General features: G+C 70.0%; 11 protein-coding genes. 7 read left to right on the forward strand and 4 right to left on the reverse strand.

Going from position 1 to position 12,906, the window contains the following annotated elements:
• Positions 1-161: 161 nt before the first annotated feature.
• Genes C8P66_RS12365 through C8P66_RS23545 form a run of 3 tightly spaced genes read right to left on the reverse strand, consistent with a single transcriptional unit; the run spans position 162 to position 2,803 of the window.
• Entirely contained in the window at positions 162-1,994 is a 1,833-nt protein-coding gene (locus C8P66_RS12365; RefSeq protein WP_111398576.1) for a head maturation protease, ClpP-related, read from the reverse strand.
• Complete coding sequence (locus C8P66_RS12370; RefSeq protein ID WP_111398577.1) at positions 1,987-2,289, reverse strand: hypothetical protein; 303 nt, start codon at positions 2,287-2,289, stop codon at positions 1,987-1,989. The genes C8P66_RS12365 and C8P66_RS12370 overlap by 8 nt, the downstream gene beginning before the upstream one ends.
• Positions 2,282-2,803, reverse strand: coding sequence for a hypothetical protein (locus tag C8P66_RS23545; RefSeq protein ID WP_146422841.1), 522 nt, complete (start codon positions 2,801-2,803; stop codon positions 2,282-2,284). Before C8P66_RS23545 ends, C8P66_RS12370 begins: the two co-directional genes overlap by 8 nt.
• A gap of 154 nt (positions 2,804-2,957) precedes the next feature.
• On the opposite strand from C8P66_RS23545, the gene C8P66_RS23880 reads away from it, so the two are divergent.
• From C8P66_RS23880 to C8P66_RS12385, 3 genes are all read left to right on the forward strand, one after another.
• On the forward strand, positions 2,958-3,128 hold the full coding sequence (locus C8P66_RS23880; protein ID WP_158537233.1) for a hypothetical protein: 171 nt from the start codon (positions 2,958-2,960) through the stop codon (positions 3,126-3,128).
• A complete protein-coding gene (locus C8P66_RS12380; RefSeq protein WP_111398579.1) occupies positions 3,125-3,937 on the forward strand; it encodes a hypothetical protein in 813 nt (270 codons plus the stop codon). The genes C8P66_RS23880 and C8P66_RS12380 overlap by 4 nt, the downstream gene beginning before the upstream one ends.
• 70 nt (positions 3,938-4,007) lie before the next feature.
• Positions 4,008-4,196, forward strand: coding sequence for a hypothetical protein (locus C8P66_RS12385; RefSeq protein WP_111398580.1), 189 nt, complete (start codon positions 4,008-4,010; stop codon positions 4,194-4,196).
• A 619-nt stretch (positions 4,197-4,815) separates the two neighbouring features.
• Here C8P66_RS12385 and C8P66_RS12390 read toward each other — a convergent pair.
• Positions 4,816-7,002 carry a phage/plasmid primase, P4 family gene (locus C8P66_RS12390; protein WP_245903476.1) on the reverse strand — a complete coding sequence of 729 codons (2,187 nt, stop codon included), beginning with the start codon at positions 7,000-7,002 and terminating at the stop codon, positions 4,816-4,818.
• A 266-nt stretch (positions 7,003-7,268) separates the two neighbouring features.
• On the opposite strand from C8P66_RS12390, the gene C8P66_RS12395 reads away from it, so the two are divergent.
• The 4 genes from C8P66_RS12395 (at position 7,269) to C8P66_RS12410 (ending at position 12,906) form a co-directional block, all read left to right on the forward strand.
• Positions 7,269-8,180 carry an endonuclease/exonuclease/phosphatase family protein gene (locus C8P66_RS12395; protein WP_245903477.1) on the forward strand — a complete coding sequence of 304 codons (912 nt, stop codon included), beginning with the start codon at positions 7,269-7,271 and terminating at the stop codon, positions 8,178-8,180.
• Complete coding sequence (locus C8P66_RS12400) at positions 8,177-9,595, forward strand: phospholipase D family protein (RefSeq protein WP_111398581.1); 1,419 nt, start codon at positions 8,177-8,179, stop codon at positions 9,593-9,595. Before C8P66_RS12395 ends, C8P66_RS12400 begins: the two co-directional genes overlap by 4 nt.
• The gene (locus tag C8P66_RS12405) at positions 9,592-11,292 is read left to right on the forward strand and encodes a DUF6311 domain-containing protein (protein ID WP_111398582.1); all 1,701 of its coding nucleotides are present in this window, start codon (positions 9,592-9,594) and stop codon (positions 11,290-11,292) included. Before C8P66_RS12400 ends, C8P66_RS12405 begins: the two co-directional genes overlap by 4 nt.
• Before the next feature lie 63 nt (positions 11,293-11,355).
• On the forward strand, positions 11,356-12,906 hold the full coding sequence (locus tag C8P66_RS12410; RefSeq protein ID WP_158537234.1) for a glycosyltransferase family 39 protein: 1,551 nt from the start codon (positions 11,356-11,358) through the stop codon (positions 12,904-12,906).

Here is a 12,906-nt window from a genome sequence, read left to right on the forward strand (position 1 = left end):
AGAAGGCCCCCGCCGCATGACTGCGGCGAGGGGGTGTTGCCGGCCGCGCGGGTTGGAAAGACCCGCCGCCGGCTGTGGACGTTCTCACGGACACTGCCCCACTTGTCCGGGCGCGTGGGGGACATGTCCAAACCCCGAGGCCGCACGCCGCGGCCGTCTCGTCAGCCCCCGGCGTTCGTCACCCACCCGATCGGGTCCTGCACCGCCGCCGCCACATCGAAGTGAATGCGGAGGGTCGCCCCGAGGATTTCCGGCGTGGTGAAGGTCTCCACCGTCGGCATCTGCCGCCCATCGAGATACCCCATGGTAATGCAGCGCCGGGTGACGGGGCGGGGCGCCAGCCACCAGCGGTTCCCGGTCAGCGCCGGCTCGACGATCACCGTCAGATTGTAGGGCTGCACCTCGGCGCGCGTCGTGGTGGCGGTCAGCTCGGCCACCAGTTGCCGTGCCAGGTATTCGCGCTCGGGCGAGACGACGATCGCGAAGGGTTCCAGCGCGAAAACCGTATTGCCCTTTCCGTCCTTCAGGGACCGCATGCTCGCCACAGCCATGGCCAGGGCGGTCGCGGACAGCACCGCGTTCGTTCCGATGTTGCCCCGCGCCGCGTCGAACCAGGGAAGGCCATCGCTCAGCGTCGGCCCCAAACCGGACCCCGCCGTCAGCAGCCCCGCCGCCAGCAGTCGCTCCCGCGCCGCCGCACCCTGGGCCGAAGCAGACATCCACTCCGCCAGACCGCCGAGATCGTCGTTGACGAGTGCCTCCCTCGATACCGGGAAGACATTGGCGAAGGTCGCGAGCTTGATCTGCTCCCCGTTCTCCAGGGGAAATGCCGCCGTCACTTCGCCGCCCTCATTCACCAGGTCCAACGGCTTGTGCTGGGCCAGCCGGATCAAGGTGGTCGGGCGAAAGTCCGGCAGGTCCCGCACCTGCGCCAACTCGACCAGGCGGGTCCGGACGGTGGGGTAGAGCTCGGCCATGGCGCGGGAGGCGCCATTGGTCAGGAGGTTCGGCAGGTCCGAGGTCGTGAGCCGGGCGAAAATCTGTTCCGCCGCCATCCCACGCCCGAGCCGCTGCCCGCGCTGTTCGAGGCGGTGCGCCATGATGTCGGCGATCGTGTGCCCCCGCAGCCCGGCCGCAGGCCCGACGGGGGAGCGCCCCAGGATGCGGGCGGCGACATACTCGCTCTCCGCGTCGCGGGCGGTGTCGCCCTCATCCTGCAGCACCCGCACGGTGGACGGTCGCACCTGAGCCGCATAGGCCGCCGCGAAGGCGTCCAGGCCGGCATCGGTCGCGGCCTCTCGGGTCGCTCCGGCTTTGGCCTGGGCCTCGACCCAATCAATGCCGAGATTGGCCCGGCGGGCGATAGCGCTGATTTCCTGGATCGTCGCCGCCTGCGGCTCTTGCAGGGTGGTCTGTTCCGTCATGGAAGGCTTCCTCTGGATAGCCGCGCGCAATGCGGACGGCGTGTTGCGAAAATCAAAGATCGTGAGGTCGATGGAAGCCGCCACGCGGAGCGGTTGCAGGATCACGTCGGCGAAGTTCTCAGCGACGGCTTCCTGAGCCGTGAACCAAGTCTCTTCCTCCATGATCGACGCAATCTCGGCTTCAGACTTCCCGCTGCGCTCGGCATAGGCCCGGCGATAGACGGCGCTGACGCGATCAATCAGGTCGGCTCGGTCGCGCAGCGTGGCGGCCTGTCCCTCAGCGCCCCCACATGCTTCGTGCAGCATGAGGAAGGCGCCGTCGTGCATCTGGATCGGGCGCCCTGCCATCGCGATCAGCGAAGCAGCCGAGGCCGCAACACCTTCCACCGTGACAGTGACCGCGCCGCGATACCCCCGAAGCTGGGCGTAGGCGGCGCTGCCTGCGATGGCGTCGCCGCCAGGACTGTTGATGGTGATCTGCACCGCAGCGCCGCGCGCAGTTTTCAGGAACGCAGCCAGCGCGGCGGGGGTGCCGCCAGTGATAGGCCCGTCAATTCGGAACTCATGCATTGCCAGCGGCCCCCGCGAAGATGCGGTCAATGGCGCTTCCTGCGTCCAGGGCAGCGGCGACCGCCTCGGCCTCAAGTGTGTGCCCGATCTGGATAAAGAGTAGGCCGAGGCTGACCATCTCCGCAGCGTCCAGCCGCACCGCCAGGCCGGCGCCAGCGGTGCAGATGGCAAGACGGCCGTCACGGGCCACGCTCACGCCCGTGTGGGCATGGGCGCCGCCCATGGCGGTATAGACGGTGGAAGGCAGCACCAGAGCACCGCCGGGCGGCGGGAGGGCGGGGAGGTCGTCATTCATCGTTTGTGACTTCCGTAATCGGGGTCAGGACTGCCACGAGCCGCTTGACCAGCATCGCTAAGGGCAGGGTCAAGGTGACGGGGGAGATGCCCATGCCGACGGGAGGGGACGGATTTTTTGCGCTCTCGACCCAAACGATGCATTCCACCTCGTGGCGCGAATGCTCCCGGACGCGGGCGCCGAGCTGGATCCCATTCTCGGCCAGCCATGCCACCGGATCGCGGCTTACACCGGCGATCTCGCTGCAATCGGTGCAGAGCTGTTCGAGCCAAGTCCGCGCTTCGCGCGCCGGCATCCCGGCGGCGGGGACAGACATGCCAGCCTCGATCAAGCTGACCGCGATGCCGCAAGTCAGCGCATCGGCGAAATTGAGCCTGCGCCATCCTCCCGCCGTGGGGCTCGCGAGAAGAAATCCGTCACGTATCCAATTCGTCATGCGCGGGGTCGTCACGCCAAGCGCGCTGGCAACAGCTCCGGTTGTGAAGGTCGCCGTCGTAAACAGGTCAGGGTTCATGGCGTCCTCGAATCACACGTTTCATGTAAAATAGCACCGCGCCGCGAAGATGCAAGGACTCATGTGTTTTTCTTGGCGCGCGGATATGCGAAGGGCGCCCGCTAAGGCGCCCCCTCCATCCTGCGAACGACGGCTGAACGGCTCCGAAGATGCGGTGCGCGAGCTGATGGCGCTGCAGGAGGATGGGCTGGCCGCCGAGGTGCTGGAGGAGCGGGACGCCAGCGCCGCCGCGCAGATGGTGCTGTTCGAGATCGGCGACCTGTTCTTCTACCTCGAGCACCACCGCACCTTGAGCGGCATCCAGCGCGTCATCACCGCACCTTGAGCGGCATCCAGCGCGTCATCACCAATCTGCTCGAACATCTGATCGCGCTGCCGGCGGAGGAGGCCGAGCGCCACCGTTTCGTCGTCGCCGATCCGGCCGGCACCGGCCTGCTGTCGCTGCCGCGCGAGCCGCTGCGCCGGGTGATGAAGCTCGCTCTGGCCCCACCCTCGGGCGATCCGGATGCGCGGGCTCCTGCGCGCCGCCCGGCTGCCGGCTACGGGGCCGGCTTCGACGGCTTCCGGCGACCCGTCGGGGTTGCCCCTGCGTCTTCGGCAGGCCGTCCTAGGCATGGGACCAGGATCAGTGGATCGCGAGGAGGCGGCGATCTGCTCGGCCTTGAGGCGGGCGAGCGCGCCTGGATCGACGGCGAGCGGGCGCTTGCGGTAGTGCGCTTCGGGCAGACTGCGGGCGCTGAAAGTGCCTGGCGGCTGGTCGAGGACGGCATCGCGCAAAACGCGAGCGTCGGCTTCACCTATTCACGAGAAGCAACCGAGCCGCTGGCGGGCACTGATGCGCTTCTGTGCCGCCGCTGGCGCCCGAGGGAAATATCCCTGGTCCCCGTCCCGGCCGACTGGAACGCAGGCTTCCTGCCGCGGGATCTGGGCGCCGAGGAGATGCGGCGGGCGCTGGATGCCGAAGACGCGCTGCTGGTGTGGCGTGCCAAGGCAGCGCGACGGCTGCTGAATCAGGCCGAGCTTGAAGGCTTTGCGGCAGCGGCTGGACCCGCCTTGGCTGCCGCCCTTGGGTCGGACCTCGACCTCACCAACGAAACATTGCGGGCCGAGGCGGTGCGGTATGCCGCGGCCTGACCCGCCGCCGTCCGGGTCCTTCCCCAGCCCAGCAGTATGCGGGCAGCGGAAGCGTGCAAGGTCGCTAGGCATGGGGCATTCCAGGGGGTTCCGCCGCCGGCTGCGCCTCCATGATCGCAGCGATCACGATCTCGGCGCCCAGCGCCGGCCCGCCCAGGTCCGCAACAGCCGCGATGATGAAGGCGTGCAGGTCGATCCCGCCACACGGGAGGAGCGGCAGCAGCCCGGCCGCCTTCTGCGCTGCTACGTGGCGCTCTGAGACGCAGCAGGACGCGGGCCAGCTCGGCCAGGCTGGACGTGTGCGGCAGGGCCAGCCCTGGGGTTCCAGGCGCCAGCAGAACGGCCGCGAGGTCGCGCATGGAGCCGGTGGGGGGGATGGTGGGCTTGGGCATGATGATGAACCCCCTGAAATGCCTGGTGCCTAGCGAACTCAAGTGCTTCCGCCGCCCGCATGGCGCATGGCCCAGAAGGGACCCGCGACCTTGGCGCATGGCTTGCTGGGTGCGATGATCGGCCGCCGTCATGGTCGATCGCTCCTCAGCCGCGCGGCCAGCCGTCGCAGCTCGCCGACAAGCTCGCTCTTGTCCTCGTGGAAGGCGTGGGGCTGGCCGGCAGATGGCGGACGCAGCCGGGTTGCCTGTTGCGTGATGGCGTCGATCAGGTCGGCCAGGGGGACCAGACGGCACCGAGCAGGGGGCGCAGGGGGCGCATGGGGGCGCATCCGTTCCGTTCCACTCCATGCGTGCGCGCGCACATGGGCGCTCATGGGTTTTCCTCCGCCCCCATGCGCCCCCTGCGCCCCTGCTCGGTGCCGGGGGGGTGGAGGCTGGTGGAGGCTCCACCGGTTCCCCGACATTCGCGTGCGCGCGTGTGGCCGATCATGGGGAATAGCCTCCACCAGCCTCCACCCCCCCACCCCCCCTGTCATCGCGATCAGGTTTGAGCGCGATCCCTCGCACCCATTGGGTTCCGCCGTTGGTGGCGTATCGCAGGCCCGGAACGCGTTCGAGCATCCCGCGCATCTTGTTGCGGTTCGGCTGCTGCTCCCCGTTTCGCTGGCACCAGGCGATGAAGCTATTGAGCAGTGCACCAGGCTTCGTGCTGGGCGTCGGATCGATGTCGCAGCACTCGGCGAGCCACTGCCCGAAGGCGTCCTGCGCGTCGAAGTATTCTGCCGTCGCCGCTGCCACCACAGCCGGCTTGGTCAGCCCATCCCGCTGCCAGGCGAGACACCCCTCGATCATCCACCGCAGGATGGCAGGCCATTCGGCCTTCAGCTTCTCCTCAAGCTGACGATCGGGGGATGCCGGCTTGTGAACGAACGGCACGATGTTGAACCGCCGGCGCGCTGCATCGTCCACATTCTTCAGGACAGGCTTGTGATTGCCGACGATGGTCAGCTTGAACTGCGGCCTGAAGGTGAAATTGTCCTGTCTCATGAAGCGGGCGGTGACGGGATCGCCGCCGGTCATCTGCTTGATCCGGGTTTCTGCCCAGGCCCGCCCTTCCTCGGTCTCCGATGCTGTGACCAGCCGGGCGCCGCGCAGCATCGCCATGTCGGTCGTGTGCTTATCGTTCTGCGATGCCGTGAAGGCATCCATCGTTGCCGTTGTAGCGTAGTCGCCCATGATGCCTGACACGGTGTTGAGGAAGACGGATTTGCCGTTGCCTCCCGGCCCGTAGCCGAACAACAGGGCGTGCTCGCGGATGTCGCCGGTCAGGGCGTAGCCACACCAGCGGCGCAGGAACTCGATTAGGCCGGCGTCCTTGCTGGTGGCATCATCCAGGAACATCAGCCACGTCGCCGGGGGCGGCCCCCAAGCCGGCGCCACGGCCGTGGTCTTCGTGATGAACTCAGCTGGCGACGCGGGACGGAGGATGCCGGTCCTCAGATCCACCGTGCCGCCGGGGGTGCCGAGGAGGAACGTGTCGCGGTCCAGGGCCTCGGCCTTGATCGCCATGGCGCCCCGCTTGGCGTAGGTTTCGACGGCACCCGCGAAGCTCGCCTTGCCGGTGATTGCTCGCCCCTTGAAGTCGGCCGTGCGGTTCATCTGGCGCACCAGGTCCCGTGCCCAGGTGAAGGCCACACCCCGCATGGCGGTTGCCCAATGGGTGCCGGACCATTGCAGCCATTGCCCGGTGTCTTCGCAGAACCGGAACAGATCGCGATGCCGCTCCTCGAAGACGCGAGCGACGCCATCCTCCGTGAGCTCGATGTCATCAGGCGCGCCCGCGTCCGGCCTGGTCCCGGCCCGGTCCCAAATGCGGCGAAGCTCACGCTCCCCGTCGGCGGTGCCCTTCTCGACCAGCCAGTCCGCGGTGCGCGGGTCGGCATCGAGTGCCTGCTTCAGATCCTCATAGGTGCCGCCGTCGCGCTTCACCTGGCGGCCCATGGACATTGCCAGCGCCGATCGGCTTTGGTCCGCCGACTGCGCCCGTGCGCCCTTGGTGCTGGCGCCCTTGGCGGCCACCGCCGGCCCGGCATCCTTGATCAGCCACAACAGGTCTGCCATGGGCACCTGCCGCAGCGTGGCGGGGGCATCCGGCAAGCGATCATCCGTGACGGCGAAATACCGGGCCGCAACATAGAACTCGATGCCCGGCGGATGGTCGCCAGCGCCGGCCCGCTTCCACTGCTTGCCCGTCTCCGTCTGCATCGCGCGGCGCAGCGCCGGCAGGTCGTCCGGGTCATAGAGGAAGAACAGCTTGGCCCCGGTGCCGGACGGCGACACCTCGGCATAGGTCTTGAACCGCGCCATGACGGCCAGCGCCCAGGGTGCCCAGTCGCCAGTTTCAGCCCGGCAGGTATCCAGGTCGATACCGCCGATTGCGAGGTCGTCATGGGCGCCCAACTCGATCCCGATGCCGCCGATCCCAAAGGGCTTGGGCAGGCAGTTCGCGCGCGACAGCGCCGCCGTCCGCGTGCCCCAGGTGTCCGGGTCATCCGCCTTCGCCTTCCGGCCGTCCGGCGCGTAGGGAACCTTCGTCGGCTTCGACTTGGCACCCCGGCCCTCGACCTGCCACGCGACCCAGCGCGGTGCGTTCGCGAGGCTCGCCAGCGTCACGCCAGACGTGCTATCCGGTAGGACAGTCATGATGGAAACTGGCGGAATACCTTGGCCTTGCTGGCTGTCCCACCGGGGCGCAACCTTTTGATTCAGGGGCGCTTCCGCGCTCCACTCCTGGGCACCATTTCCGCCATAAACTCCAGGCATGTCTCACGCGTTGACGCACGGACTTTCCGGTTGGATGGCCCGTTCGCGCGCCCCATCTCCGTTGCCGGACGCCCGACGTCCGCCTTGATATGACTTCCCTCTGATATGGATGGGTCATGCCGCATCGAACGCATCCCAGGCCCGACCGCCCCCTTGCCCGCCGCCGCTCCCGCTTCCCGGACGAGTTTCGCGGCGCGCTGCGCATGCTTGAGGGCGCGCTGGCCCGCCGGGCGCTCGCCGAGCCGCCCGTCGTCGAGCACCGCGCGATCCATCACCCGCCCGCGCCGGAGGCGCTGATCGTCGCCTCCTACAACATCCACAAATGCGTCGGCGTGGACAAACGCTTCGACCCCCACCGCATCGCCACGGTCATCGGCGAACTCGGCGCCGATGTGGTGGCCTTGCAGGAGGCGGATCGTCGCTTCGGCGTCCGCACCGGGCTGCTGGACATGGCGGCGATCGAACGCCGCACCGGCCTCACCCTCGTCCCCGTCTCCGACACGCCCGGCGGCCATGGCTGGCGCGGCAATGCGCTGCTGGTCCGCCACGGCAGCGCCGTCCGCATCCGCTGCCTGACCCTGCCCGGCGCCGAGCCACGCGGGGCGCTGGTTGTGGATCTGCAGATGCGGGCCGGCCCGCTGCGGGTGGTGGCCACGCATCTGGGCCTGCTGCGCCGCCACCGCGCGCTGCAGGCGGCCGCGATCCTGGCGGCCATCACCGAGGCCGAGCCGATGCCGACCTTGCTGCTCGGCGACCTCAACGAGTGGCGGCCGAGCATCCCCTCCTCATTGACCGCGCTGGAGCCGCTGTTCGGCCCCTTCGCGCATCCGCAGCCGAGCTTCCCCTCGCGCCTGCCCTTCCTGGCGCTGGACCGCATCCTCGGCCACCCGCGCGGCCTGGTCACGGCGCCCACGGTGCATGACACGCCGCTGGCGCGGCTGGCCTCTGACCATCTGCCGCTCAGGACGCGAATCGACCTCTCCGCCGCGCAGGAGCGCGTCGCCGCCGGCTGGGTCGTCGCGGCATGACGGCGCGCGGCCCCGGTGCGATGGCGGGGGCGATGCTGGAGCCGCCCGCGCAGGCGCCCGCTGCCGCGACCACTGCGCTGATCTCCGATGGGCTGGAGGCGTTTGCCTTGCGCGCCGCCGTGGCCCGCAAGGCCCGGACCAGCCTCGACCTGCAATACTACATCTGGAACGGCGACCTGACCGGCCGGCTGCTGGCGCGCGAGGCCCTGCTCGCCGCCGATCGCGGCGTGAAGGTGCGGCTGCTGCTGGACGACATGTATGCGATGGGGCGTGAACGCGGCCTTTCCGCCATGGATGCCCATCCCAACCTCGAACTGCGCCTGTTCAACGCCACCAACTGGCGCCGCTGGGGCCGCACCGGCTTCCTGCTGGAGATGCTGTTCGGTGGCTGGCACCTCAATCGCCGCATGCACAACAAGGCCTGGATCGCGGATGGCAAGGTCGTCATCTGCGGCGGGCGGAATATCGGCGACCGCTACTTCGACGCCTCGGGCGATTTCAACTTCCGCGACCTGGACCTGATCATCGATGGCGAGGTCGCCGCCGAGGCGGCCCGCATGTTCGAGGCCTATTGGAACTGCCCGCTTGCCCGCCCGATCTCCCGCCTGGCCCGGATCGGGCAGCGCCGGCGTGGCCTGCCCCGCCTGCGCGCCCGCATGGACGCCGCGAACAAGGCCCCGGAGGCGCAGCCCTTTCTCGACCGCCTGAACGCGCCGCCGACCGATGAAGCGGCGCGGCTGCCGATCGCGGCCGGTGCGGCGCATGTGCTGGCCGATGGCCCCGAGAAGGTCCGGGGCCATGCCGAGAGCGCCGTTGCCCCCGCGCTGATTTCCCTGCTGGCCGAGGCGCGGCGGGGCGTGCTGATCATCTCCCCCTATTTCGTGCCGGGTGAGGACGGCGCCGCGCGCCTCACCGATCTGGCCCGCGCCGGTGTGCGCGTCGCGGTCATCACCAATTCCCTCGCGGCCACGGATGTCGTCGCCGTGCATGGGGGCTACGCGCGCTACCGCGAACGCCTGCTGGAGGCGGGGGTCGAGCTCTACGAGCTGAAGGCGAGCGGCGAGAAGAGCGCCGGCGTGTTCGGCTCCCGCGGCGCCAGCCTGCATACCAAGGCGATGGTGGTGGATGGCGAGGCGGTTTTTGTCGGCTCCTTCAACCTCGACCCGCGGTCCACCACGCTGAATACCGAGATGGGCGTGCTGGCGCGGCAGCCTGCGCTGGCGGCGCTGGTGCGGGAGGAGTTCGACCGCCTCGCGGAGGGTGCGCGAAGCTGGCGGCTGCGCCTCGTCGATGGCGCGCTCGTCTGGGATGACGGCGCCCTGCTGCCGGGCACGCCGCCCGAGCCCGGCGCCACGCTGCGGCGCCGGGTGATGGCGCAGATCCTGCGCCGGCTGCCGATCGAATCGCAGCTGTGACCACGCATCTCGCCCTCCTGCGCCCCTCCCTCCCGCGTCTCGCGGCGGGGGGCAGCCTGCTGCTCGCGGTGCTGCTGGGCGCGGCGGTGGTGCTGGGGACCTTCGGGGCCGGCGTGGTCGATCCGCGCGCGACGGGCTGGATGCTGGCCGGGCCGATGGGGCCCGACCCCGTGCAGTATTGGCTGGGCTGGACCTATTTCGTCAGCGCCCCCTGGTCCTGGCCCCTGGGGCTGAACCCGGACTACGGGATGGAAATCGGCAGTTCCATCTTCTACGCCGATGCCATTCCTTTGTTGGCGTTGAGCTTCAAGGCGCTGCGCGGGGTCATCGATGTCCCGCAGTATTGGGGGCTCTGGCTGCTCGGCTGTGGCGTGTTGCAGGCGGTTTTCGCCTGGCGGCTGCTGGGGCTCGCGACCAGCGACCCGCTGGCGCGCGCCGCCGGGGCGGGGCTGTTCGCCCTGCAGCCGATGCTGCTGAACCGCATGGGCGGGCATCTGGCGCTGAGCGGGCAATGGACGCTGCTGGCAGCGCTCTGGCTGTGCCTGTCCGAAGGGCGCGGCGCGCGGCGGGCCGGGGCCTGGGTGCTGCTCGGCGTCGTGACCAGCCTGATCCATGCCTATCTGCTGGCGATGGTGCTGGGGCTTTGGGTCGCGGATCTGGTCGCGCGGGCGCGGCCGGGCTGGTCCCGCATCCTGTCCGCCGAGCTTGTGGCGGTGCCGCTGATCGCCGGCTGTGGGCTTTGGCTGGCCGGCTTCTTCGCGCTGCATAGCGGGATGGATGCGCCGGGCTATGGCAGCCTCGGGCTCGACCTGCTCGCACCCTTCGATGCGACCGAATGGGGCTCGCTGCTGCCCGGGCTGCCGGGCGCGCGCCATGGAGAATCGGGCGGCAGCTATTTGGGGCTCGGCGGGCTGCTGCTGCTGGCGGCGGCAGGGCTCGCCTGGACGCGGCGGGCCGGGCCGATCCTCGGCACCTTCGTGCGGGTGCGCTGGCCATTGCTGGTGATGCTGCTGGCGATGCTCGGCTTCGCGATGACGCATCGGCCGAGCCTTGGCGGGCTCCAGATCACGCTGTTCGATCCTCCGGGCTGGGCGCTTGGCCTGGCCGGCGCCTTGCGCGCCTCGGAACGGTTCTTCTGGCCGCTGGGCTATGCCGCGCTGTTGGGTGCTGTGGCGCTGGTGGTGCGGGTCTGGGGCGGGCGGCGGGCCGGGCTGCTGCTGGTCGTGCTGCTGGCGGTGCAGGCGGTTGACCTGCGCCCCGCGTTGCAGCGCGTGCATGGGCTGGTCGCCGGCGCCCCGCGAGAGGTGCCGGATCGCCTCTCGGGCCCGTTCTGGGCCAGGGCGGGGGAGGTCTATGACCGGGTGCGGGCGGTGCCGGCGGGGAACCAGGGGACGGATTGGGCCTCGATCGCGAGCTTCGCCATCCGCCACGACCTGCCGACCGATGCGGTCTATCTCGCCCGGATCGATTCCGGGGGGGTGGCAAGTTTGCGCGCCCGCGTCGCTACGGCGCTGCGCAGCGGCCGCTTCGAATCCGGCACACTGTATATTCTGCGGGATGCGGCCTCGGTCGCGCTGGCCGCCAATGCGCTGGACCCCGAGCGCGACCTGCTGACCGAGATCGACGGGCTGCATGTGCTGGCTCCCGATTGGCTCCGCATCCTATCGCGGACCGGGTCCGCCCTCGCGATTCCGTGATATCGCTGCCTTCTCTCCGACCCGATGGACGGTCCATGCCGCACGAGACGCGTCTTGCCTGACATGCTGCCCCGCCTGGACGTTCCGCCGCGCGCCCGCTGGCGCTTCCGCTGGGGGTGGCATGCGGTGCCGCTGCTGATGCTGGCGGCCTCGCTGCTGCTGCGCGCCTTTTCCTTCGTGCCGGCGGTGATCGACACCGACGAGGGGCTCTACATCGTCCAGGCACGGGAATGGCTGGATGGCGGCTGGCCGCTCGACAAGGTTTGGGACATGCACCCGATCGGCGCGCCGGCGATGGTGGCGCTGGGCCTTGCGATCTTCGGCCAGAGCATCGCCGCCGTCCGCCTGCTGGGCGCGATCTTCGTCGCGGCCACCGGCTGGGCGCTCTATGGCACCGCCCGGGCGGGCGGGCTGCCGCGGCCGCCGGCGCTGGCGGCGGGGCTGCTGTATATCGCGCTGACGACGCAATTCGGCGGGCTCGCGACCAATACCGAGATCCTCTTCGCGCCCTTCGTCGTCGCCGCCATGGCCTATGGGCTGCGGACGCTGGAACGCCGGGTGCCGCCGGTCTGGGGCGATCTGATCCCGATGGGGGTGCTGGTCGGCATCGCCTTGACCATCAAGCCGGTCGCGGCCCCGGAGGGCTGCCTCGCCTTCGCCTTGCTGACCTTCCCCGCGCTGTGGCGCCGGCTGCTGCCCTGGCGCCGGGCGTTGGCGATGGCGGCGGCCTATGCGCTGCTCTGCGCGCTGCCGACCCTGCTGCTGGCGCTGGCCTATGCGCTCCGCGGCCAGTTCGACGAATTCCTGGATGGCGCCTTCCTCGCCCCACTGCGCTACGCCGGCGGGCGCCTGGCCCTCGGCGATGCGGCCTGGGAGATCGGCACCGCGGCCATGATCCTGATCTGGCCGCTGGCGTTGGCGCTGGTCTCGCTGCTGCTGCCGCGCGGGGTGGTGGAGCGCAGGCTGGCGGTCGTCGGCAGCATCTGGCTGGCCACCGCGAGCCTGGCGGTGGTGGGGCCCGGGATGTTCTACAACCATTACTTCCTGGTTTGGCTGCCCTCGGTCTCGCTGATGGCCGCCCTCGGCGCCTGGCGCCTGGGGCGGCTGGTCAAGCCCGAGCAGACCGTGCTGGCGCTGGCGGTGATCGTCGGCGCCGTCGGCATCAACGCCTGGTCGGTGGATGCGGTCGGGCGGATGCGCAGCGGCATCGGGCTGCGCAACCCCGATCCGGTGCGGCAGGTGGCGGCGGCGGTGGCCGCGGTCATCCCGCCCGGCGCGCCCGTGCTGATGGCGAACTACCACGCCGTGGTGCAGTTCCTGGCGGGATCGGGCCTCGCGACCCGCTATGCCTTCCCGGCGCATTTCACCGGGCATTACGGCGATGTCGCCGGCATCGACATGGATGCCGAGGTCGCCCGCGTCCTCGCCGCGCGCCCGGCCGCCATCGTCATCGACCGCGGCTGGTGGCCGGCGATCCGCCCGGTGGCGCAAGCCATGCTGACCCGGACTCTCGCCGAGAGCTACGTGCTGGCGGCGACCGTGCGGGAGGAACGCGGGCGGGTGGAGATCTGGCGTCTCCGCCCCGACCCCCCACCAGCCCCGCCGCCGGGCTGA

The organism is Humitalea rosea, from assembly GCF_003253705.1.
Lineage (GTDB): Bacteria > Pseudomonadota > Alphaproteobacteria > Acetobacterales > Acetobacteraceae > Humitalea > Humitalea rosea.

Bases quoted from the DNA above. Each gene is read 5' to 3' on its own strand.
- C8P66_RS23545 (WP_146422841.1), bottom strand. From the start codon at position 2,803: ATGAACCCTGACCTGTTTACGACGGCGACCTTCACAACCGGAGCTGTT.
- C8P66_RS12400 (WP_111398581.1), top strand. From the start codon at position 8,177: ATGACGGCGCGCGGCCCCGGTGCGATGGCGGGGGCGATGCTGGAGCCG.
- C8P66_RS12370 (WP_111398577.1), bottom strand. From the start codon at position 2,289: ATGAATGACGACCTCCCCGCCCTCCCGCCGCCCGGCGGTGCTCTGGTG.
- C8P66_RS12395 (WP_245903477.1), top strand. From the start codon at position 7,269: ATGCCGCATCGAACGCATCCCAGGCCCGACCGCCCCCTTGCCCGCCGC.
- C8P66_RS12410 (WP_158537234.1), top strand. From the start codon at position 11,356: ATGCTGCCCCGCCTGGACGTTCCGCCGCGCGCCCGCTGGCGCTTCCGC.
- C8P66_RS12365 (WP_111398576.1), bottom strand. From the start codon at position 1,994: ATGCATGAGTTCCGAATTGACGGGCCTATCACTGGCGGCACCCCCGCC.
- C8P66_RS12385 (WP_111398580.1), top strand. From the start codon at position 4,008: ATGGGGCATTCCAGGGGGTTCCGCCGCCGGCTGCGCCTCCATGATCGC.